Here is a 21,961-nt window from a genome sequence, read left to right as displayed (position 1 = left end):
CTGTCATTCCCGCGTAGGCGGGAATGACAGAAATGATTTCGCGCCAGCCATTAATTAGGAGTGAGTTATTTTATTTATTTCATCTCTTGCTTCGGTATTCATAGAACTTGTAGTAGTAGAGGATGAACTGCTACTGCTGCTACTACTGCTGTAGGGAAATCTATTTTGATTGTTAGCATAGGCCATTTCAGTTGGGCTTTCTGGAGATGAAGAGCGTCTTAATGTTCTTGCCTGTTGAATTTTTAATTGAAGTTCTTCAATAATTTTCTCTAACTGTTTTATATGTTTTTGTTGTCCTCGGTGTGGAAATTTTTCAAAAAGATCTTTTAGAAGTTCGCAGATTGTTATTAAATTTTGTATTTCAGGTGTTTCCGTTTCATCAGAAATTTCTAAGCTATCTTCGTTTACTGTTTTATAAACACTAGCTAAGGTTTTGCCAATTACTTTAAAATTTTTTTCAGAATCTATAATTAAGTTTTCAAATTTTTCAATTAAGCTGTTTAGTTTGAGTCCTTTGTAAGTGGTGTAAAGAATTATTTGATCAAAGGTCTGTCGTAATTGCTTGAGTAGTTGAACGGCTTCACTTAAGTTAGGGGGTTCTATTTTTATTTTTTTTGGAAGTTTGTCTAAAGCATTCATAAATTTCATTTGTATTGCATTTATAGAACAATATAAATTATTGAAAGTGTTTATTAGTGAATTTAATGTCTCATCTTTCTCTGAGGTATCTGTTTTATGATCGGCATATTTAGATTCTTTGAGTGGGTTGAGTTTTTCTTCATCTTTTGGAGCAGCTTGTTGATTGGAGACAAAAATTTCAAGTTTTTTTAAGGACTGATTAATTGTAATAATTAATTTATTTTTTATTGTTTGATGTAATGGAGTTTTTTGTATGTGATCTTTCAATATTTCATATTGTTTTTTTGCCTGGTTAATTTTTAAGTCAACTGATATGTCAACTTGATTGAGCTCTGGAGGTTGGGGCAAATCTTCTTTCGATTTGTTTGGACTTAAATGATAAGAATCAAGCGCTGAAGAATGGAGGGGCAAGTTTAGATTGTCTTGAATCAATTCATTTTGTGTGTTTAATGCTGAGATGATCTCTTTATTAAAGTTAAATTTGAAATTTTCGAGTTCTTTCTTTGTAGTCTTGACTGTAAGGCTGTGTTGATTGTCACCTGCTTTACCAAGCATAAACAAAATCTCTTCGGCCATCGTGAATGCTGCCGCAAATAAACTATTTAAATCTATTTGTGTTGATGATAGTTCATTTAAATTAGTTAGAAACTCTTCTGTAGCCTCTATTATTTCCTCCTGTAGGGTTTTAAGTTTAGAAATTTCATTTTCTAAGTATAGATTTAGCTCCGGGAAGTCCCGTGGGTTTTTTGAGGGATTTTCTTGTTCTTTTAACTTCTTTTCCATAATTGCCTCAATTTTTCTGTTATTATACTGAGCTTCTCAGCAGGAATAGCTTCATTAGTCTAAAGGGCTAAAAAATGTATAAGTTTTTTTATTTGCCTGGTAATGGATAATGGTATCAATATTCCAGAGAAAAGACTGTAGCTTGGGCAAAATAATCCAATGTTGACATTCAAGCAAAAAGTGGCCCGCTAAGTAATTTCTTTTAAATCAATTGATTAGGGTGTATTTTAAATTTTCTTATAAATTTTAAAAAAATTTCATTGGATTTTTGGAAATTTTAAAATTATGTTCTATACTTTTTTTTGTAACTCACTCATAAAGGAGAAAATATTATGTCAACAGGAGTTAAATCCAAAGTGTCAAAAACTAAACGTCACACCAAACTCGCTGGAAAAAAACCAACGGGGGTCAAGAAAAAAACTGTTTCTAAGCTGAAGAGCATAGCTAAGAAAACCACAGCACGAAAAACCACAGCAAAAAAACCAGCAACACGCAAAGTGAGTCTGACGAAGTCTCGAAAAGCTAAGACTCCAACTCGAGCTAAACGAACTACCGCTCGTCGTAAAACGGGTGCTACCAGAACCTTGAAAAAAGGCTTATCAGCACGTAGGAAAACAATGAAGAAAGGGATGAAGACTGGTTTGAAATCTAGGATGAAAAAGCCAGCTAAGTCAATGAAGAAAAGTGTAAAATCCACAGCTAAGAGAACCAGCAGAAGAGCGGCGTAAGTTAGCACTGTGTTCAATGCCTGCTATTTAGTGTTCATTTGGTATCTAGGATTTAGATAGCTTAAGTGAGATTGAATGGCAGTAAACAGGAGCACTTTGATAAAACTGGCGTGGGCGCTGGGACTGGCGCCCTTTTTGTTGCGCTGTCATCCTGAGTTTTCCTTGCTTGTCATCCTTCCCTGGGCTCAGGATGATAGTGCGGGTTTTTTCAAAATAAATCAGGCTGAGGGTGGTATAGAACAATTAAACCCATCGGCTGTTTCAGTGATAATCAATGGTCGATTTGGATTTTGTGTTACATTATCATCTGCACTAGAAGCCTCTAGAAAAAAGCCGCAGGGTGCAGCTGAGGGTTTTTTGCTATCAACTACATCAATAACTAATTGAAAATGTAATGGCGAATCAGGATTCCAACAAGCAGCTGGTACAGCGGAGGTATCTACTTTAACTGGAGTTTTTTCTGTTGATGTCGTTTGTATATTGGAAAATATCTGAAACTGCTGATTATTACAACCTAGTGTCGTACTGGTATATTCAACATGCGCTTGTGTAATGGTAATGGGGTTTTGGACAGACCTTGCGTCATTGGTGACCAAATAGGTGAGGGATCCTGCAAATGAATTGATTGATAAACCTAACAAAGAAAAGCAAGCTAAAGTTTTCAATTTGACCTTCATAATATTCTCCTTATTTTTTTTATGGTAATTTAAAATTTAAGTATCTGAGCGTCGAAAGAATTAGTCAAGCGTTTGAGGTTTTTATTTTGCATCTAAAAGAAGCTTAATGATTTAAAACTTCAACCTTTTTTCGTCTTTTTTCCTGCCAAGTTTGTAGTGCCACATAAAAAGCTGGTACAAAGACCACTGCAAGACAAGTCGAAGCGATCATGCCGCTGCAAACCGTAATTCCGATTGAACGCCGCGCATTGGCGCCGGCGCCTGTGGCAAATACCAAGGGCATGACACCCATGATAAATGCAAACGACGTCATTAAAATAGGACGAAATCGTGTTTTAGCTCCCAGCACAGCAGCTTCTAAGATAGACTTATGATGGATTTCGTGCTGCTCACGTGCCACTTCAACAATCAAAATGGCATTTTTTGCAGCGAGGGCAATTAATAGCAACAAACCAATCTGCGTATACATATTATTGGCCAACCCCAAAAGCGATAAAACTAGCACCGTACCCATTAAAGCCAATGGCACACTCAAAAGTATAGCCATCGGTGTGAGCCAGTTTTCATATTGACCGGCTAAAATTAAATACACTAAAACTAATGACAATAGGAAAATCAGATAGCTGGTTTTTCCGGCTACTTTTTCTTGATAGGCCGTACTCGTCCATTCAAAAGACATACCAGAAGGTAAAATTTGTTTAGCCAATCTTTCTAAAACGGCAATTGCTTGACCGGAACTATAGCCTTTTGCTGAAGTACCATTGATGCTACTGGAAGGATAGAGATTATAAAGCGGAATAATGCTGGGACCGACACTGGGTCCAATATCGGTGAGCGTACCTAATGGCACCATGTCTCCTGCTTGATTTTTTACATAATAATTACGCATGGATTCTCCTGTCATACGTGAAGCGGCATCGGCTTGCACATACACAGGAAATACCTGGCCAAACTTGGTGAATAGATTCACATAAGAAGAACCGAGATAAGTTTGCAGCGTTTCAAAGGCATCGCCAACTGTCACACCTAAGGTTTCGGCTTTAGTGCGATTAATCGGTGCTGCTACTTGCGGAACCTGAGAGCGAAAAGATGTCATCACCCGTTGCAACTCGGGTTGGCGATTGGCTTGGCTCACGAGCCGATCAGTGACCTGCTGCAATTTATGGTAATCAAAGGTGCCATCTTGCAACTCTACTTGCATTTGAAATCCACCCGACATGCCTAGCCCTTGAATCGGTGGGGGCGGCACGACTAATACTTTGGCATTTAAGGTATTAAGGGCAATTTTATTCAGCTGATTATACAGCGCCAATAAATTTTCTGATCTGCCGCGTTCGCTCCAATCTTTAAATATTACGTAAATAATACCGGAATTCGATAGACTGGAATTATTGTCTAATAGCGAAACACCATCGATGCTGATGACATTAGCAATGCCATGAATTTTATTGATCTTCTGGCGCAGTTGTTCTAAAACCGTATCGGTACGATCTAGCGATGAGCCATCTGGTAACAGGACGTTCAACACCATATAGCCTTGATCTTCTAAAGGAATAAATCCCGTCGGAATGCGTGTCAAACCAAAAATCGCTAATGCCACTAAAATTAATCCAAGCACGCAAGCACTTTTACTGCGATGCACGAGTTTATCGATAAAACCGACATAGGCGGTTTCTATGCGGTTGTATACACGGTCAAAGCCACGGTAAAAAACATTTTTGGGTTTATTGGGATCAATGGGTTTTAGCCATAACGCGCATTGAGTGGGTTTTAATGTCATGGCGTTGATGGCGCTGATTAAGGCGGTGGCTGCGATGACTAAAGCAAACTGCGCATACATCGCGCCAGTTAATCCTGGCATAAAGGCTGCTGGCACAAACACTGCCATCAGCACCAGGGTGATACCTAAAATTGGACCAATCAGTTCTCGCATGGCGGAAATGGCAGATTCTTTGGGCGCCATACCGCGCTCAATATGTTGTGTCACACCTTCCACAATGACGATGGCATCATCCACCACAATACCGATGGCTAATACTAAGGCAAATAAGGTCAGTAAATTGATGGTATAACCCAGCAATAACATGGCCGCAAATGCAGCAATAATGGTGACGGGGACTGTCGTAGCCGGCACTAAGGTTGCGCGGAAATTTTGCAGGAATATCACAATCACCAATAGTACTAAGAATCCGGCCTCAAATAAGGTTTTATAAACTTCTTCCACTGAAGCTTTGACAAAGATAGTGGTATCGAAGGGAATGCTATAGGTTAATCCGGGAGGAAAATTTTTCGACATTTTTGCGACAGTAGCGCGTACTTCTTTGGCAACTTGTAAAGCGTTAGCGCCGGGTAATTGGAAGATACCAATCGCTGCAGTTGGTTTACCGTTGAGTCTTGCTATCTGGTTATAACTAGAGGAACCTAAGGTCACGGTGCCGACATCGCGAATACGGACGATTCTGGCGCTGCTGCTGGCTTGGGCTTTTTCATTGGGTTGTGTCGATTCGGTTTTGATAATGATGTTGGCGAACTCTTCAGGGTCTGCAAGCTGTCCTGGCACATTCACTGTAAATTGATAAGCAGGATGTCCCGAAGTAGGTGGGGCGCCTAATTGCCCTGCGGAAACTTCTTTATTTTGCTTACTAATGGCATCGAGTACATCTTTAGGCATCAAAGAAAAAGCATACATTTTTTTCGGGTCTAGCCAGATGCGCATAGCATAAGTCCCTGAGCCAAAGATGAGGACATTGCCAACGCCTGGTAAACGCGCTAATTCATCTTGCATATTGATGGCGGCGTAATTATTTAAAAATAAGCCGTCGTATTCGTTATGTTCCGAAGTCAGTGTAATAAACTGCAATATCGCCGTCGATTTTTGTTGCACTAGCACGCCTTGTTGTTGCACGGGTGTGGGTAATTGTGCCATGGCCGCCTGTACGCGGTTTTGTACTAAAACTTGCGCAAAGTTAAGGTCAGTGCCGATGGCAAAAGTGACGATCAGGTTATACGTGCCACTGCTGGTACTGGTGGATTGCATGTAGAGCATGTTTTCCACGCCATTGACCTGGGATTCAATGGGCAAGGCTACGGTTTTAATTAAAGTTTGCGCATCGGCGCCAGGATAGGTGGTGGTGACTTGAATCGTGGGAGGTACAATGGCTGGGTATTGCGACACGGGCAAAACGACAATGGCAACGAGGCCTAAGAACACCAGAAATAAGGCAATGACATTGGCAAGTACGGGTCGTTCAATAAAAAATTTAGAGATCATGTTGTTCGCCTTTGGCGGTTTTCATATCTTCTTCTCTTTGTTGGCACAAGCCTAAAGCTAGGCATTGTATTCCCTCTCCCCTTGTGGGCTAAGGTATACACACAAGTAACTAGTGACTGAATCCTTCTCCCACAAGGGGAGAAGGATTCAGTCACTAGTTTACTTGCATACCCTAGCCTTGTGGGAGAGGGAATGCAGTGCTTAACCTCCTTATGGGACAACTTCCCCTAGCGGCCGCTCAACCAGAATCACTACTGCCTTTTACTGCGTTCACCTGACTACCAGGAGTAGCATTTTGCAAGCCGTCGACAATGACATCGTCTGATTTAGAAAGTCCGGTTAAAATCGTGCGCCGACCTTGATCCACGCTGCCTAAGGTGACGCGTTTTAGTTCCACTGCACTGTCTTTATTCACCGTTAATACATAGGCACCGATCTGGTCATATTGCACAGCCGTATCGGGTATGGTTAATTGAGGAGCAGGCTTGCTGATGGGAATGCGCACTTGCACAAAAAGGCCGGGTAGTAAGGCAAAGTCTTTATTCGCTAACAGGACGCGGAACTCCAAGGTGCCGGTAGACGAATTCAAGCCAGTGTTGACAAAATCCAGCTTACCTTCATACGGGAAATTATCTTGGTTCTGCAAGCCAACATAGGCGGGTACTTTATTGATGTCAGTGGGTTTTAAGCCATGCTCACGCGCAGCAGCACGAATTTTAAGAAGATCGAGCTCATTTAAATAAATATAAACATAGATGGGGCTGATTTGTTCAATAGTTGCTAAGTCAGTAGCCTTGCCATTGCCGACCAAATTACCCGGGTCGACCAGATGGCGACCAATGCGTCCGTCAAATGGCGCCAAAACATGGGTATAACTATAATTAATGTCAGCTTCAACGCCATTGGCAATAGCTTTGTCGACATCGGCCTGACTTTTCTCTTTTTGTGTCATCCATTTCTGCACGTTATTTAAAGAAGTAGCGTTTTCTTTGTACATTTGCTGTTGGCGGGCATATTCAATTTCAGCATAAGCTAGCGAGGCTTTCGCTGCAGTGATGGTGGCTTGGGCTTCTGCCACTTTTTCTAAATAGGGCTTGGGTTCAATGACAAATAAAACTTGGCCTTTTTTAACAAAACTCCCGTCAACAAAATTGACCGACTCAAGATAACCCTCAATTCGTGCAACTAAATCTACGGAATTGTAGGCAACTGTGTTGCCGGTTTGCGTGATATATTCAGCTCTTTTTTCTATCAGTGGTTTTTGAATAATGACTTGAGGTGGGGGTAGGGGTTGCAGGTTTTGCGGTTTGAAGGTGCTCCACACCAACAATACCAGAACCACCAGTACTGCTCCCCAGAACAGAAATTTCTTGAATTTTGCTTTACTATATTCATCCATCAGTATCACCAACTGGGTAAGAAAAGCTGTTTAATATTTTCGCCTTGGGTTTGCGGCGGTTTATGGTTTTGGGGTGTTAACAAATTGCCCCAATTGGTGCGCGCGCCCATGTCGTTTTCAATTGCGATTGGCACTACATCATTGCCGTCACGAATTTGCCAGCCACCACCTAACGCACGATATAAGGCGACTAGACTTTGGGAAACTTCGCCTTTGGCATTGGTTAAAGAGGTTTGTACTCGTAGCTGCTGGCGTTCAACATCTAATACCGTGGTGTAATCGGTTTCACCTTGTTTATAACGGACTAGGACAATTTTGGTAGATTCTGTAGCAGAACGATTAGCGGCAGCTAAAGAACGCTCAGCCTTTTGTGCTTCGATATAACGGGTAATATTATCTTGTACTTCTTGCTGTGCTTGTAACACCACATTTTCATATTTTAATAAGGCTTGTTCGAATGCGGCGTCTTGTGCGCGTACGGCATTAGTAATTTGTCCGTAATTTAATATTGGCCAGGTGAAAGAGGGTCCGGCGTTAATGGTTTCATTAGATCGATGAAATAAGTCGCCGACTGAAGAGTTGCCGATATTGGTTGAGGAAAAACTAAAAGTGCCTGCCAACGAAAAGGCTGGATACAGATTAGCTTTGATGGCGCCGATGGAGGCGGATTGGGCAATGGCTTCCAATTGTGCCTGATGCACATCAGGGCGTTGCAGCATGGCTTCTCGCGGAATGCCTACGGCTACTTTAGAAGGCGCTTTGGGAATTCCGCGGCTCTTGACCAGTAATGGATCTACCTGGTCTGGAGTGGTGCCTAGTAATACGCCTAATAAATCTTTTTGGTGTTGTAAATTGCTGATATAACCGGGAAGCGTTGCCAGGGTTTCCGATAGTTCGGTTTTGGCCTGCTCGACATCTTGTAAGCTGGTTTGACCGTTTCGATAATGGGACTCGGCAATGGCAAGACTGGTGCGTTGTACTTGAATATTTTGTTCAGTAACTTTAATTAATGCCTGATAAGTGCGGATGGCAATATAACTGCTGGCAATATCGGAGGTGAGGCTAACTAAGGCGTTATTGTAAGCGGCAAATGAAGCGAGGAAGGTCGCATCATTGGATTGAATCGCGCGGCGATATTTGCCCCAAAAATCTATTTCCCAACTCGATGTAAAACCTAATGAAGCGGCGACAAAATCCGGGGGCAATAAGGTCGCTAATTGGCCGCCGCCAATTTTATAATAGGTGTAATTGCCAACTAAGGCTTGTTGTTGTGGATAAAGTTGACCTACGGACTGGGCAAGCTGTGCGCGGGTTTGTAAAACCCGAACTCCAGCGATTTGCGCGGTGAGATTATTTTGATAGCCTTGATAAATTAAGGTGGTCAAGGTTGGGTCACAGAAGGTTTCCCACCAACTGGCATCCTGAATGGGTGTTTCTTTGACACTGGAATGTGAAGTTTGCAGCCAGTGATTGGCGATATTTTTTCTTGGCTCCTTGTAATCAGGCCCGACCATACAGGCGCTGAGAAGCAAGCCAGATAGAATAATAGTCAGTGTCCTTAGCATGACGTTATGTGTTTCCCTGTTTTTCCCAACTGGGTGTCTAAAATATGTGCAGCTTGAGTGCACGTGGGAGTGAGTTTAGCATTCAAATAGGGGGCTTGCTACAACTAAAATATTTCGGGAGCTTCCCCCCTGACATTTTTTTAAACATAGTTATAAAAGCGCTATCACTTTTATAACCTAACCGGGATGCTACCATGCTGGTGTTTTTGTAGCGTTGTAAAAGTTCTAGCGCTTTTACAAAACGAAATTTCTGTTTCCATATCACAAAACTCATGCCAGTTTCTTTTTTGAATAAACGCAATAATGTTCTGGTGCTGACATGAAGATGTTCAGCAACTTCATGGTTAGAAGGCCATCCCTCCTTGATTTCTCGGAATAACTCATACGCTCGAAATAATTTGCGATCTTCAGGGATGATGATTTCAGCATAATGTATGGTATCGGCATTTTTTAATTCATCAATGAGTACCTCTAAAAGTCGCTTTCCTTCAATTTTTTTAAAATAATTTTTTTCTAAAGAGCAGATTTTCAAAATTAATAAATTAGCCAGTGGCGTTAATTGAATTAATTGAATTTTATTAAGGAAGAATTTCACATGCGTATCGGGTAAATATAAGCTACTTAAAGTAACCTCTTTTTGCATTTCGCTTTTGTGGGGAACATGCTTGGGAATAAATATCGCCATATTGGGTGGAACGATATAGAGTTTATTTTTTATAGTGACATAGAGGACTCCATCCGTTGAGCACGATAACTGCGACGTTTCATGACTATGAAAATGTTTGGCTGTTGATTTTTTTCGTAAGTAGTTAATTGCCATATAAAATCTCAAATTGTCGGAAAATAGCAATGAATTGTCTAAATAAAGATAATCGTCACAATAAATTTTTATATAATATTTACTGAAGACATACTTAGTTCACCGAAGTTTCAGACTAAAGTTTTTATATACTAACCATAAGGAGATTAAAATGCAAAAAACAACTTTTTCCGCGGAGAGTTTATACCCAGACAATGTGGACGTACAAGAGTATCAAGGGGTAGCTGTGCGCAAGGGAACCATGGCTGCGATCATCGCCAATATTGATGTGCTTGAAGCAAGGGATTCATCTGAACAAGAGAAAAGTGCGGCATTAGAGCAGATCAGACAATATATGCCTGCAGTTATCGCAACCGGTTTATATCAAAAAGTTATTTGGAAAAATAAATTAGTTCAGGGTGTTATGCAAGATATTATGGAGTATTACAATCTGAAAGATTAAAAAAATTCATAGTTAGGTTTTTAAGGTAACTGCGGAAAGAATATTCCAATAGCCGCACACCACAATATATCGCCGCAATTTATTAAGTCAATACAATCAAAAATGGTGTTTAAAACTAAAAATGAGATATCAATATGAATGACTGTAAAGCTGCAGCTGCAAAAAAATTGACTATAATTACTATGGGAATTATAGATTAAATGGGATTAATATATGCTAAAATTACTGATAACTACTATAATAGTAGGGGTAATTATGTCGGGTTGTTCTGCAACTTTACGGCATCCATCAACCACTAATCCTAATAACCCTAGTGCTCCTCCAAGTTCAATTGTATCCACGCAAGTAGGACCAAGTGTCAATGTTGGCGGCGGCGGCGGTGCTGGGTTGGGTTTAGGTATTGGATTTTGATACCACGGTTTTTTCTGGAATTCCTTGGTTTTGCTTAACTTTGGAGTATTTAGGGCGCGATGCTAATATTTTCTTAATAAATTTACGCTACGATTAAATAAGAAAAGTAAATCGCCCCTTATGGGTTTTTTTCCTATTAATCGAAAAACCACGATTAATATTCATATCCTTGAGATACCTGATGCAACAAAAACAACCCGCTTCACCTATAAAACAAACACAGTTGCCAACTGAATCGAAGCATATTTCTAAGGTTTTTCAGAATACTTCTCCAGAAGTCAGATTATATTTAAAAGCATATATAGAGAGCTTCCAAAGATTTGAGTTAATACCAAACAAGGAATTAGCAGCCCTCTGTTTTAAAGCGCAAGAATTTCTGTTTAAAAAAGATTATGAACAAAACATGATTTTTAATTTACACGCTTTCGCTGTTTTTAATCATAATAATTTAAATTTAACCGACCCGTTTAGCCAACAAATTTATTGTATCTTATGTATTTCAATTAGCGAAGCACTGCTTAAGTTTTCACATGATCCTAATAAATTGGCTCGAATTTTAAAAAATAGTGGATATACATCAAAATCGGGAATTTTTTTAAATGTAGAAAATGAAAGGGACGTTCTTGGGAAGATTTTGGAACTTTTAAATAGCGTTAGTGAGAAAAACCAAAAAAATATATTAAATGTCTACGAACAACAATGGTTGCTATGTATATTTGGAAGGCTATATGAGAAATTATCATTGTTGCAAACAGAATCACAAGAAAAAGAGAAATCACTTGGGCGTTCATTTGCTTTTTTCAAAAAATCTCTGTCGTTAACTCCTCCGTGCAGTTTAATCCGAAATGGTTTAATCTATAAAATCATCGAAGATCTTCCTTCTCAGAGTTTCAATGATAAAAATTTCCTAAAACTAATTGATACAACATGTGATAAAAAACATCTTAAAATGGATTGTCGATCCGATGAGGCTATAATCCTACAATTTTTTGACCCACACCTTCTGCCCACTGACAACCTTGATCCCATAAAATTTATCTTATCTTGTATTGACAGTCCTCAATCAAAAGAGCCCACTAACAAAGACACTTTAGTTTTATTTCCTCCTGATGAGTCGAAGCGCTATTCATCCGATCAAACAATATTTAGAGATTTAAGTCGAGCTATGTTATTGATTGACTTGTCTCTTACAAGTAATGCACTTAAACATTTGAATCTTGTAATATCGAGATTGCCAAAGCAACCTAATATAAAGTTACGCAAAGAGTTGAATGAGGTTAGTAGTAAAGTCTATAAAAAAATTCATGATATTATTGATGAGCTTTCTGTGTATGTAAATTCGGAAAATATCGATTCAGAAACGACTGCTCAGAAAGAAAACTTTACTGAAAAGCTTGAACAAATAACAAAGCTGACTGAAGTATTTGTCATATTAAGCCCTTTCACTGATGCAGATAAATCAAAAAAAGAAGCCTATCCAAAATATTTTATTGGAATGAAGTTTCTTATTCATGCGGCTTATAATCAAAAACGTGAATTACAATTCGAGCAACTTTATCTGATTGCTTATAAAAAGCTTGAAGAAGCATTACAAAAATATAAATATTCGAATTTTTATTATCAAATTGGGGTTGCTGCTATTGAGTTGTATAAATTCAAAGATGCTCTGCAATATTGTGGATTATGGAGGGAAACCTTGGGCAAAGAGAGGCATAATACTTTTTCAAGAAAAAATAGTTCGGATATAGTTTTGTCCGTAGAAAAAAGAATTAAAACTTTAATCGAAATTCAAAGAAAAATCGAATTAATTTCGACCAAATTAGCTGAAATTGAAAAAAGTAATCTGCCTCTTTCCATTGAAAGTAATTTAAATTTCTCTTCTTGGCGCAAAACTTCGAAGATATTAGAAAATTATGATAATCTCTTAAAAAGCATAAATAAAGAAGTGCAAGCATGTCAACACTTGTTTTTAGGAACAAAAAAACATGTTCAAAAAAATGTTTATAAAAAGCTTTGCACTGAGTTTAACCAACAGCGAGAACTCTTTGCTAACTATCTGGAAAATTTTAAAAAGATATATTATGAATTTAACCAAATTCCAATTCCTGAAAAAAATATCAGCGTAGTCCCCGATAAAACATATCAAGTAAAGCAACAAGTAATTGAAGAGCCTAGTTCAAATACGAAAAAGCTTGAAAATGAAATCGAAATTCATACGGTCAACAAGAAAGACCCTGTCAAGGAATTAAGTGCGCAACAACTGAAAGATCCGAGAAAAACGTTACAAGAAAAGAAAGATTTGCCGCTGGATTTTTATCAAGAAGAACAAGACCATGATCTAACTGAGAGTCCCAAGCAGGGAATGTCATTGTCAGATTTAGATACAGAACAAAAGGATACTAAAAAGAGAGCATCTGTCATTCCGCTAAAGGATAGATCTGGGCCTGAGATAGGTGAAATGACTTCTGAAGTTTTTGATTTTACCTCTTCACAATCTACGGGGGAATTTTTTCAAAATACTGAGACAAAAGTAAAGAAGCAACCTCTAAGTGATCCTATTTATAGGGATGCTAAGAAGTTATGTTCTGAGTCTGATCTTAAAGGTATTTTAACTGCGGATATGAAGGCCACATTAGTTAAACTGTATAATGTAAAGAAGGATTTGTTAAATATCGGAGTCAAATTACGTGTAGGTGGCACTTTTCCATTTATGTGTTGCCTATTTCTTTTCGCAGGTGAAAGTTATTTGCCTAGTGATATAGATGCAACGACCGATCCTTTCGATAAAAATAGTCTATTGACTAAAGTAAATAGCAGAATAATTAAAAATAATTACAAATCAGATCTTACCGGCTCCAGTACTTGTATTAATTACAAAAGCGCCACACCATTTCCATCAGAAATATCAGCCAAATTTACCAGTTATCAACCTGATCCAGAACCTTTTCTTTTGACAGGCCCAGAATTTTGGATGGATATAACCGTGGAGCAAGATAAGTTACAATTTTACATGAATGCTAATGCAATAGAAATAATGCACTATTGGATAAATAGAGGTCAATACCCTGTGATTTATCCTAAATTTACTGATGAAGTGCGACATATTCTAACAAGATTGGCAAAGTATGAAGACAGGTTTGATAGTTTAGTGGAGGTAACTCCGGTATTGCCAAACAATAGAGCATTATCAAAAGCAGAAATTTTTGATTATTGGAACCAATACTTTATTTTTTTGTACAAAAGCAATACATCTCGCATAATGCATCATTTTAATAGTATGGTCAAGATGATTGAGAATGATGTTTTTTCAAGTAAAAGTTCATTTAAGTATATTTTTTATTTATGTAGAGGGTTTCTCTATTCAAACACATATCATATATGCTTTTCGTATACGGCAGATATATTGGTTGATGCAGCTAAAAATATGACCCGAATTCTCCAATCTTATTTCAAAAATCAAAAAAATATGGCAAAAAGCTTTTTTAATGCTGTAAACTTATTAAATTTTCATCCTTGTTTTTTAGCTGATGACCGTAACATATGCTTTTTAATTTCTTATATTTCCATTAATTTGCAGTTTAATTTGTTGCCTTACTATTTTAACTATCCTCCTCATATTTTTCAAAACATCCACTTGGGGGAAACTACCCCCAGGGTGGGTGAGAATATAAATGGCATGTTCGTCTCTTATTCACAAGCTTCGCCAGAAACTGCGGCAACCAGTTCATCATCAATACACATTTCATCGTCAACCCCAAACCCAAACCCAACTTGACTTAAAGTAACCACTACCCGGTAAAAAACACAGTGATTGTCGCGCAGGCGAGAATCTGCTAGAGAAGAAATAGATTCCTGCCTGCTCGCACGAGTGCCCGGGAAATAATTTTTTTTGGTTAGTGGCGCCTCCTTCTCAAAGGAGATATTTATGCAAGACAACAAAGAAATTGACAGACTTGACATCTAGACCTTATTGATTGATTTGCATGCCGCAACGGTAAATGCTTCCTTGCTTATATGCAGTGATAGTCACTTTATGAGCATTAGCTGGAATAGTACCGCAAATAACACGAAAGCCATTGCCAGATTTGCCACTTATGCTTACTGGTTGTCCAGGTCTTATGCGGAAACCTCCTAAATAATGTAAAGGTGTCCTGGCTGTAAGTACGGGAGAAGCACTACTACTTAATCGGACATATACATTTTGATTTAAGCTATTAGAGCCCCTCAGAGCAATAGAAATCCAACTTTGATTGTATGAGCCGGCTGATCTATTAGGGTTGTAAGGCTGCTGAGCTAGCGACGGGAGAATAAATAATCCTGACAGTAGTCCAACCATAAGTAATTTTTTTACCATAATTTGTTCCCTCTTGTTTGGTTAATACCTTCGAGTGCCAATTATAGACTATAAAAATGTAGTAACCAAAGAAATACGCGTTTTTTGCTTTTATTTCATAAAGGTCATCTTGTTCAATTAGGTGAGCGCTCCCAATTCTGGTTAGCAATTCAGCAATGGCTTATCCATCGTTAAAACAATGAATGAAGCAGAAAAAGAAATTAATAGATATAATAGCCTGAGACTAAGTAAATATACAAATTTCAATTAAAAGGCATGTGTTCAAATTGATCGATAGCACATGGCTTTCCCTCCCGATTAACGCAAGCAATCACACTTTCAGCAGTAACCATTATCTGATCGCTACTTTTCAAAATTATCGTTTGATCAAATAAAAATTTAAACCTGCTAATCCTGCTTAATTTGGATAAGACGCAAAAGGAATCGCCATACCGTAGTGACCTCTTAAAATTGATATCAGTTTTTACTAATACAATATTTTTATTTTCTAAAGCATATTTCACCACGCTCACATCAAGTTGCTGCAGATATTTTGCTCTGGCTTCATCTAAGTAATTGAAATAAATAGCATTCCCTACTATGCCTTGATAGTCAATCTCATAATTTCTGACCTCAGATTCCCAACGCAAATATTCATTTTCATCATATGATTTCATGTGAATCACCTTTTTTTGCTGCTGTCAATCATGCTTTTTAATAGTTACGAACTCTAACTCAAGCATATAGCATCTGGCAAAATCAAGATAAACCAGAATACAAATGACATTGTACCCAATTTCACATAGGTAACAAATGATTGAAAGGCGCGAAGGAATATTTAAAGAAACAGTTATGACTCAGGTTAAATCTAATGCCAATTTAATCAAAAATCTAAAAAATTTTTTAGATGAAAAAACTGCGCAGCAGTGTGTGGATATCATTCGAGATAATCCTAAGCCAAAGTATATGCTATGGGAGTTATTATATTTTACCATCATCAGCATTACTTTGCTGGAGCAAATGGGAAACTCACTTCCTTCGGAGAAAGAAATTGAAGATGTGGAGGTTATTATAAAAAAATGCATGCATAAAAGATGAGCTGCGAACTTTGAATCATAAATTACTTGGAACCCGCGGGGTCAAATCTTGACATATATCATTGAAGCGAGAATCTATGTCAATGTCATATGTCAAGATTTGACCCCGCAACATACAAGACCGCAACACAGACCTCTAAAGGGCTAATGATAAAACATATAATATTCCATATGGCATATGTCGCATTGCCTCAAATTAAAACCTTACTTTGCTGCCCCAAATTATTAAGGGGTATCTCATCAAATGCCCCAATACCATTAAATTGGATATATTTTACTCAACAGGGACATTCAAGTTGATATAACTTCCATCATCAAATAGCAAGACAACTGGAACTTTATGTCCTTTTTTTAGTGACTCATTTAACCCCATGAGCATTACATGAAAACCACCCTGCTTAAGATCTTGCTCATGCTGAGGCTTGATGCTAATCATTGGGACTTGCTGCATATATTGCTCGCCATTTTTCTCAATGGTTTGATGCAGTTGAATGAGTTTAGCAGCGGGGCTATAAGCCGCAATCAGTTTATGGCGAGCTTTGCCATTATTGTCCAGCTCCATAAAAACCTGCGTGCTGCCTTGCGTGGGGAGCGCCATATTTACTTCGGGGGTTTTTACACTAATCACATTCGCAGCAATTTCATTAACTGCTGATTCTCCCTTTATCATCGGCGCGGTTTCTGCCGCCACCGCTGTGGAGATTATTAATAAAAAAGCAAAGGATATTTTTTTTAACATGGTTTTATTCTCGGGTTAATTATTGTCACTATCTTTATCTTTGGGAGAAGTGCTGCCGCCTGCGATTTTATCGCATGAGCCTTTAGGAAGAAAAATCCAAGCTTCAGGGTCTCTGTCTTTCTTTGAAAGCCCTCCACACGCATGGCTTTTAGTCCCGCACTGATTTTGCCTGGCTTTGGCTATTCCATAACATTTTTCCATACCAGGCGGTGGCGTTGGATTATGCGCTAGCGCAGGAATAGTTGTGCCAGCACTTGTGAAAACAGCAACTACCGCGAGTATAAGTTTTTTGTTTTTCATGAGTTATTTCCTAAATTTTTTCAATTTTTAAATACTTAATCTGAGTTTCAGCCCGAAATATTTTTTAAAACCTATTTCAATCCTGAATATTTCAATATCTGATTTAACTTGATTCTAGTTGATTTTCTCAAAGAAAACGGATCAAGCGATTGGTAAATCATTGTTAGCTTTTCTTTTTGCTCCTGTAGAATAGAAGGCTCTTGAAGCACCCTCTGATAAGGGGTTTGTGGAAAGTCATATTTTTTTCGATAACGAGAGCCAATACGCGTTTTTTCAATCAGTTTCATCGATGGCATAAAGAAATTTTGGTATAGCCTCCACTCATTTTTATAAAGATCATTCATTAATTCATCAACCCCAAATTTCCCTAAACGTCCATAACCAAAAAGATGTCGGACATGTGTCCAATTTTTCTGTTCCACATGGGCATTATCATTCTTTTTGTTTGGCCTGGAGCGTGCAAATAAAAGATTAGGCTTCTTTTTGCCTTGAAGATAACCTATTAAGTGCTGATTTAAAAATTCAGATCCGCTATCGCAATTAAATCCTAACGATGAAAATGGCAGATGCTCTTCAATATCTTTGATTTGCATCAATACACCATAACCGCCCTTATTCCAAACGGCACGATTTTCTGTCCAGGTGGTTCTAATGTCGGTTAATGTTAAAGACCACGCATGATTTCCTGATGTATTTCCCCCGCAATGTGCCACTGTATCTGCTTCAACAAAGCCAGGCAAACTGGAGTTCCACGGGACATCTAGCTTATAAGGAATTTTGTGTTTTAACAACGTTCCAGGCTTGGTTTGACTGCGCTTTTTAATTTCTATTCGGTCCCGCAACGGCTTCAAGGCTCGATCAATACTCGCACTACTGATAGTCAGGAGCTTATGCTGGATTTCTTCACTCAGTTCACCATAATGTTGTCCATACTTAGGTAACCAGAGGGGAATAGCCGCTTTAAGTCTTTTAGCGCAGGATAAATCGGTTTCATACCAAATTCGCTGTAAAACCTTCAGAAAATCTGCATCTTGATAACGGGGCTTAGGCCCTGGTGCTTTAGAAAAGCTCTTTTTTACCCTAACGAGTTTTTTTAACAAGGCAATAGCATACTTACGATGATAACCACATACCGCACAGAACTCATCCAGAATTCTCTGTTTAACCGTCTTGTTTGCGCATTGATACCTGGGCTGGATTAACAGCCGATATTCTTCTTTTGCTTTGTAATTCATGAAGTTGCCTCATTAAATCTGGGTAAGATTTAACTTGAGGCAACGATATCTATTTCCTACCCGTTTCGGTAAGAATTAATATGATGCAATTCGTATGTTTGATTTAAACAAACATATGCCATATGATTTATATAAAATCCTCAATGGCTTATAGATATGAAACCAACCCCGGTATATTCCAACACTGGAATAGAGTTAGTGCGCAAGCTGGCTGTAGATGGAAAGCTTATCTTTACAAGCGCAGTAGCGACAGAAATGGCTATATCAATGGATATTTCCTTGAAGTATATTCGCCAGATTTTACTCCATTTGGAGCGGGCTGGCGGATTATTCGGCTGAAGTATGGGCTTTATGCTTTATCAAGCGTTGTTCCTGGTATTTCACCATTGCATGAATTTCAAATTGCTATGGCGCTGGTGCAGCCGGCAGCAATTAGCCACTGGTCAGCGTTGAATTATCATGGCATGACGGAACAAGTTCCTCAGCGCGTATTTGTATTAACCTCCGCCCATATTCTTCCCGGGTTACGTGGAAGAAATATACCTCACCCTCAGCGGGGTTATCCTGTCGGTAGAACTCTTTATCAGTTTGTACAAATAAAACCAGATCATTTTTTTGGAATAACAGAAATTTGGGTGAATGAATCTAAAGTTAAGGTCACGGATGCAGAGCGCACCTGTCTTGATTGTTTGATGTTCCCAGAATATGCGGGAGGATTTTATGAAGTATTATCGATTTTTAAACGGAATATCTCCAGGCTGGATATAGAAAAAATGATTCAATATGCACTTAGATTAGATGCGGCTACTATTAAGCGGCTGGGTTGGATTTTAGAGCAACAAGGCATAGATTTGTCTAAATTGGAGTTGTTACAGAAAACTTCTATCAAAGGGTACCGTTTGTTGGATAAAACAGGTTTACGTAAAGGGGCGTATAATTCGCGCTGGATGATTCAGGAAAATTTAGCAGGAAGGTAAGATCATGAAACCATTAAAAAACCGGCTTTTGGAAGGTCGTGAACGGTTTGGGTTGCCATGGGAAGTGCTTGAGCGAGACTAGCTGGTATTAACTAACATTAAGGAGGAAACAAGTAGATAAAAAAATCAATAGTTATTGATGACTGGCATCAATATGGCGTGAACAGTCCGAGCCATGACTTCACAAGGTCAAAATGGGGCGAACCGGTGGTAACCAATCCGCCGCGCAGTTGAGGAGACTTGATTGCGGGAGTTCTAACGGAATTAACAGAAGTTTCATGACATCTTAAAAGAATTAATTATTGTTGCACAAACGCTCATAGAGCGCTGTAATCGTGTTTATCTGCTGCTCGCAGAGCTTTAATGTATTCTTTCCTAACAATAGAGTCTTCATAAAGATTGCTTTGTCCCCAGGAAAATCTTGGCCGATTATTGGCTATCAAAAAACGATCTGTTACCAAGCGAGCGTGTCTACCATTGCCATTAGGGAATGGGTGAATTGCGACTAGTCGATGATGCAACCTAGCTGCTATTTCATTGATTTCATAGGAGTCATTGGTGACTTGGTATTTTATATCTTCTAGAAGTTCTCTGAGATGTATAGGGACATATATCCAATCCGGGCCAATATTTTTATTGCTTTTACGAAATTGACCTGCCCATCGCCAGGTTTTGTTGAACATTCTTTTATGTATCTGCTGAAGGAGGGTAATATCTAAAAGTTCGGTGATATTTGGACTAGTATCATGGCCACTAGTAACATTACCGGCTGTCGGAACATTGTTGTAAGCAAATCGGTGTGAAGCACTGAACCACATTTCTGCTTCGAGAATATTCGCTTGTTCCCACTCATTTAACTCCGCCTGGGTAGTAATATGATCTGGAATTAATCCAACTATTTCATCAGGGTCTAAGGGGGTAGCGCCTGCCGGATATTCAAATTTCATGGGTGTCATCCCACAATTGTTTTAGAGTGCCTGAGAGCAGGGTATTAATCAGCTCTTCCAGCTGTTCTTGTTGTTGGGGTTTTGCTACTGCCTGAGCTTCAAGCGCCATAGAATGTGAAACCCGCTGTAATTTTTGTCTGGCAATTTTCTCAGCTTGTTCTCTTACTAAGGTCTCCAAAGGCTTGCGGGGAACCAGGGCATAAACCAGATCACAATTTAATGCGTTAGCTGTTTCCTTCAGGGTGTGTAAAGTAAGTGAATTTGCCAGTTCAGCTTGTTGGATTTTAGTGATACGCGAGCGAGCGACCCCTAATCGTTTGGCTAATTGTACTGATGTCATTCCTAATGCCTTACGTATACAGGAGATCCAGCCATTACGTGGCTGGAAATTGGTTTTAGCCTGAGACCAGGGCGTTAACTGACGATCCAGTTGTTTCAACGCGAGTAATTTTGTTCTCATTGTTCACCTATGTATATTCATAATTTATGAAAGTGACTATATATATGTATCCACTATTTGTCAATATAGGATATATATATGTGTCCATTTTTATGATTACAGTGATGTGGGGCCAGCTCCACACCCCGCGCTCGCCGTGAGGCAGGGGCAGGGATAAAAAAATCCCAGCCCCTGCCATTCAGCGTAATTCTAGCCTACCTCATGTCAATGGTTCCGCTTCGCGCTCGCTGGCGCTTCCGCGCGAATAATGGGAAAGAGCAAGCTCCTTCCCATTATTCGCTTGTGCAGCTTGGCCTCGCCATTGACATGAGGTAAGGCTAGATTTAATTTGAATGGCGAAATAAAAGGTGGATTGTTAATATAACCATATTGCAATAACGCAATAGTATATCTAAATGAGGGAGGCAGTAATGCCAAGAAAAAAGAATCCGTCGGAACCTGTAGTCAAAGAAGGAGATTTATCATTTATCGGCCAGGCTGATGATAAAAAGTTAATCGTGCAAATGCACAAGCCTATGTGGGAACAGTTAAGGCGGCTAGCATTTGATATGAATATCAGCATGGCGGAGCTTTGCCGACAAGGAATCGAAGTGGTTTTAGAAAAATATAAGCGATAAAAACATTGAAAATATTGCAATATGTAGATATTGTTTTATTGCAATGCATTAGAGCGTGACGCGCAGTGCTCGTAACACATGCGCGCCACTAACCAAAAATCAACCTTAGTTGGAGGTTAATTGTAGGGTAGGAAGCGAGACTCCCCGAAGGGTAGTCCGTCATCCCCCCTCCGAACCGGACTTGAACCTTTCAGCTCATCCGGCTCTCCACCTGCTTTTCCTTGGTTTTTCTCCAGTCAGGAAGCTTCCCAGCATGTAGCAAATCGTGACATGAAACGCAAAGAACTCATGTTTTTCTTTGTCTTCTTGACATGATTATCTGCCACAATTTCTTTCCTTCTTTTATATCGCTTAACTTTCGGATGTGATGTACTTCGAAGGTAAACCCCTAATAATCCCACCTAATAACCACGCATCAAACATTTAAACTCTCCTCAAAATATAAAACATTTTGGAGAAATATATGTCCACAAAACCAGCGCCATTTATTGAGCTAAAAACACCATCCACTTTAAAAAGAT

At 39.0% G+C, this 21,961-nt stretch carries 20 protein-coding genes and 1 pseudogene; 7 read left to right on the top strand and 14 right to left on the bottom strand.

The window, feature by feature from the left end; genetic code table 11:
- Positions 1-54 precede the first annotated feature (54 nt).
- Positions 55-1,422, bottom strand: a complete 1,368-nt coding sequence (locus tag VHE99_10640; protein HVV69468.1) for a hypothetical protein — start codon at positions 1,420-1,422, stop codon at positions 55-57.
- Between the two features lie 332 nt (positions 1,423-1,754).
- On the opposite strand from VHE99_10640, the gene VHE99_10635 reads away from it, so the two are divergent.
- Positions 1,755-2,150, top strand: coding sequence for a hypothetical protein (locus tag VHE99_10635; protein ID HVV69467.1), 396 nt, complete (start codon positions 1,755-1,757; stop codon positions 2,148-2,150).
- 218 nt (positions 2,151-2,368) lie between these two features.
- On the opposite strand, the gene VHE99_10630 is transcribed toward VHE99_10635, so the two are convergent.
- The 5 genes from VHE99_10630 to VHE99_10610 form a co-directional block, all read right to left on the bottom strand.
- The gene (locus tag VHE99_10630) at positions 2,369-2,827 is read right to left on the bottom strand and encodes a hypothetical protein (GenBank protein HVV69466.1); all 459 of its coding nucleotides are present in this window, start codon (positions 2,825-2,827) and stop codon (positions 2,369-2,371) included.
- Positions 2,828-2,930: 103 nt separating this feature from the next.
- Positions 2,931-6,098: an efflux RND transporter permease subunit gene (locus VHE99_10625; protein HVV69465.1), complete on the bottom strand. Its 3,168-nt coding sequence runs from the start codon at positions 6,096-6,098 to the stop codon at positions 2,931-2,933.
- 238 nt (positions 6,099-6,336) lie between these two features.
- Positions 6,337-7,497 (bottom strand): efflux RND transporter periplasmic adaptor subunit, encoded by a 1,161-nt coding sequence (locus VHE99_10620; GenBank protein HVV69464.1) that lies wholly within the window; start codon positions 7,495-7,497, stop codon positions 6,337-6,339.
- Positions 7,498-7,502: 5 nt separating this feature from the next.
- Positions 7,503-9,062, bottom strand: coding sequence for an efflux transporter outer membrane subunit (locus VHE99_10615; protein HVV69463.1), 1,560 nt, complete (start codon positions 9,060-9,062; stop codon positions 7,503-7,505).
- Between the two features lie 82 nt (positions 9,063-9,144).
- Complete coding sequence (locus VHE99_10610) at positions 9,145-9,882, bottom strand: AraC family transcriptional regulator (GenBank protein ID HVV69462.1); 738 nt, start codon at positions 9,880-9,882, stop codon at positions 9,145-9,147.
- Positions 9,883-10,033: 151 nt separating this feature from the next.
- Between VHE99_10610 and VHE99_10605 the strand changes: the two genes are divergently transcribed.
- From VHE99_10605 to VHE99_10595, 3 genes are all read left to right on the top strand, one after another.
- Positions 10,034-10,324: a hypothetical protein gene (locus tag VHE99_10605; protein HVV69461.1), complete on the top strand. Its 291-nt coding sequence runs from the start codon at positions 10,034-10,036 to the stop codon at positions 10,322-10,324.
- A 213-nt stretch (positions 10,325-10,537) separates the two neighbouring features.
- Positions 10,538-10,735, top strand: coding sequence for a hypothetical protein (locus VHE99_10600; GenBank protein HVV69460.1), 198 nt, complete (start codon positions 10,538-10,540; stop codon positions 10,733-10,735).
- A 181-nt stretch (positions 10,736-10,916) separates the two neighbouring features.
- Positions 10,917-14,510, top strand: coding sequence for a hypothetical protein (locus tag VHE99_10595; protein ID HVV69459.1), 3,594 nt, complete (start codon positions 10,917-10,919; stop codon positions 14,508-14,510).
- A 192-nt stretch (positions 14,511-14,702) separates the two neighbouring features.
- On the opposite strand, the gene VHE99_10590 is transcribed toward VHE99_10595, so the two are convergent.
- A complete protein-coding gene (locus VHE99_10590) occupies positions 14,703-15,089 on the bottom strand; it encodes a hypothetical protein (protein HVV69458.1) in 387 nt (128 codons plus the stop codon).
- 242 nt (positions 15,090-15,331) lie between these two features.
- Entirely contained in the window at positions 15,332-15,745 is a 414-nt protein-coding gene (locus tag VHE99_10585) for a thioesterase family protein (GenBank protein HVV69457.1), read from the bottom strand.
- 175 nt (positions 15,746-15,920) lie between these two features.
- Between VHE99_10585 and VHE99_10580 the strand changes: the two genes are divergently transcribed.
- Positions 15,921-16,166, top strand: a complete 246-nt coding sequence (locus VHE99_10580; GenBank protein HVV69456.1) for a hypothetical protein — start codon at positions 15,921-15,923, stop codon at positions 16,164-16,166.
- A 273-nt stretch (positions 16,167-16,439) separates the two neighbouring features.
- Here the strand turns inward: VHE99_10580 and VHE99_10575 are convergent, their stop codons facing one another.
- The 3 genes from VHE99_10575 to VHE99_10565 form a co-directional block, all read right to left on the bottom strand.
- The gene (locus VHE99_10575; GenBank protein HVV69455.1) at positions 16,440-16,904 is read right to left on the bottom strand and encodes a copper chaperone PCu(A)C; all 465 of its coding nucleotides are present in this window, start codon (positions 16,902-16,904) and stop codon (positions 16,440-16,442) included.
- Positions 16,905-16,919: 15 nt separating this feature from the next.
- Positions 16,920-17,204 carry a DUF2282 domain-containing protein gene (locus VHE99_10570; protein ID HVV69454.1) on the bottom strand — a complete coding sequence of 95 codons (285 nt, stop codon included), beginning with the start codon at positions 17,202-17,204 and terminating at the stop codon, positions 16,920-16,922.
- A gap of 71 nt (positions 17,205-17,275) precedes the next feature.
- The gene (locus VHE99_10565; protein HVV69453.1) at positions 17,276-18,439 is read right to left on the bottom strand and encodes an integrase; all 1,164 of its coding nucleotides are present in this window, start codon (positions 18,437-18,439) and stop codon (positions 17,276-17,278) included.
- 143 nt (positions 18,440-18,582) lie between these two features.
- On the opposite strand from VHE99_10565, the gene VHE99_10560 reads away from it, so the two are divergent.
- Entirely contained in the window at positions 18,583-19,416 is an 834-nt protein-coding gene (locus VHE99_10560; protein ID HVV69452.1) for a type IV toxin-antitoxin system AbiEi family antitoxin, read from the top strand.
- A 317-nt stretch (positions 19,417-19,733) separates the two neighbouring features.
- Here VHE99_10560 and VHE99_10555 read toward each other — a convergent pair whose 3' ends face one another.
- Complete coding sequence (locus tag VHE99_10555; protein ID HVV69451.1) at positions 19,734-20,363, bottom strand: mobile mystery protein B; 630 nt, start codon at positions 20,361-20,363, stop codon at positions 19,734-19,736.
- The gene (locus VHE99_10550; protein ID HVV69450.1) at positions 20,353-20,823 is read right to left on the bottom strand and encodes a mobile mystery protein A; all 471 of its coding nucleotides are present in this window, start codon (positions 20,821-20,823) and stop codon (positions 20,353-20,355) included. Before VHE99_10550 ends, VHE99_10555 begins: the two co-directional genes overlap by 11 nt.
- Positions 20,824-21,233: 410 nt before the next feature.
- On the opposite strand from VHE99_10550, the gene VHE99_10545 reads away from it, so the two are divergent.
- Positions 21,234-21,440, top strand: coding sequence for a hypothetical protein (locus VHE99_10545; protein ID HVV69449.1), 207 nt, complete (start codon positions 21,234-21,236; stop codon positions 21,438-21,440).
- A gap of 190 nt (positions 21,441-21,630) precedes the next feature.
- Here VHE99_10545 and VHE99_10540 read toward each other — a convergent pair.
- Positions 21,631-21,816: pseudogene (locus tag VHE99_10540) on the bottom strand (hypothetical protein).
- Positions 21,817-21,961: the final 145 nt, after the last annotated feature.

This window comes from Gammaproteobacteria bacterium (assembly GCA_035546635.1).
GTDB lineage: Bacteria > Pseudomonadota > Gammaproteobacteria > JAURND01 > JAURND01 > DASZWJ01.
Note: the sequence above shows the minus strand (reverse complement) of the source record. Positions and strands in the feature narration are given on the sequence as shown.

What these genes read in the sequence shown, in the direction of transcription:
- VHE99_10640 (HVV69468.1), bottom strand. Translation starts at nt 1,422, where the DNA reads ATGGAAAAGAAGTTAAAAGAACAAGAAAATCCCTCAAAAAACCCACGG.
- VHE99_10635 (HVV69467.1), top strand. Translation starts at nt 1,755, where the DNA reads ATGTCAACAGGAGTTAAATCCAAAGTGTCAAAAACTAAACGTCACACC.
- VHE99_10630 (HVV69466.1), bottom strand. Translation starts at nt 2,827, where the DNA reads ATGAAGGTCAAATTGAAAACTTTAGCTTGCTTTTCTTTGTTAGGTTTA.
- VHE99_10625 (HVV69465.1), bottom strand. Translation starts at nt 6,098, where the DNA reads ATGATCTCTAAATTTTTTATTGAACGACCCGTACTTGCCAATGTCATT.
- VHE99_10620 (HVV69464.1), bottom strand. Translation starts at nt 7,497, where the DNA reads ATGGATGAATATAGTAAAGCAAAATTCAAGAAATTTCTGTTCTGGGGA.
- VHE99_10615 (HVV69463.1), bottom strand. Translation starts at nt 9,062, where the DNA reads ATGCTAAGGACACTGACTATTATTCTATCTGGCTTGCTTCTCAGCGCC.
- VHE99_10610 (HVV69462.1), bottom strand. Translation starts at nt 9,882, where the DNA reads ATGGCAATTAACTACTTACGAAAAAAATCAACAGCCAAACATTTTCAT.
- VHE99_10605 (HVV69461.1), top strand. Translation starts at nt 10,034, where the DNA reads ATGCAAAAAACAACTTTTTCCGCGGAGAGTTTATACCCAGACAATGTG.
- VHE99_10600 (HVV69460.1), top strand. Translation starts at nt 10,538, where the DNA reads ATGCTAAAATTACTGATAACTACTATAATAGTAGGGGTAATTATGTCG.
- VHE99_10595 (HVV69459.1), top strand. Translation starts at nt 10,917, where the DNA reads ATGCAACAAAAACAACCCGCTTCACCTATAAAACAAACACAGTTGCCA.
- VHE99_10590 (HVV69458.1), bottom strand. Translation starts at nt 15,089, where the DNA reads ATGGTAAAAAAATTACTTATGGTTGGACTACTGTCAGGATTATTTATT.
- VHE99_10585 (HVV69457.1), bottom strand. Translation starts at nt 15,745, where the DNA reads ATGAAATCATATGATGAAAATGAATATTTGCGTTGGGAATCTGAGGTC.
- VHE99_10580 (HVV69456.1), top strand. Translation starts at nt 15,921, where the DNA reads ATGACTCAGGTTAAATCTAATGCCAATTTAATCAAAAATCTAAAAAAT.
- VHE99_10575 (HVV69455.1), bottom strand. Translation starts at nt 16,904, where the DNA reads ATGTTAAAAAAAATATCCTTTGCTTTTTTATTAATAATCTCCACAGCG.
- VHE99_10570 (HVV69454.1), bottom strand. Translation starts at nt 17,204, where the DNA reads ATGAAAAACAAAAAACTTATACTCGCGGTAGTTGCTGTTTTCACAAGT.
- VHE99_10565 (HVV69453.1), bottom strand. Translation starts at nt 18,439, where the DNA reads ATGAATTACAAAGCAAAAGAAGAATATCGGCTGTTAATCCAGCCCAGG.
- VHE99_10560 (HVV69452.1), top strand. Translation starts at nt 18,583, where the DNA reads ATGGCTTATAGATATGAAACCAACCCCGGTATATTCCAACACTGGAAT.
- VHE99_10555 (HVV69451.1), bottom strand. Translation starts at nt 20,363, where the DNA reads ATGAAATTTGAATATCCGGCAGGCGCTACCCCCTTAGACCCTGATGAA.
- VHE99_10550 (HVV69450.1), bottom strand. Translation starts at nt 20,823, where the DNA reads ATGAGAACAAAATTACTCGCGTTGAAACAACTGGATCGTCAGTTAACG.
- VHE99_10545 (HVV69449.1), top strand. Translation starts at nt 21,234, where the DNA reads ATGCCAAGAAAAAAGAATCCGTCGGAACCTGTAGTCAAAGAAGGAGAT.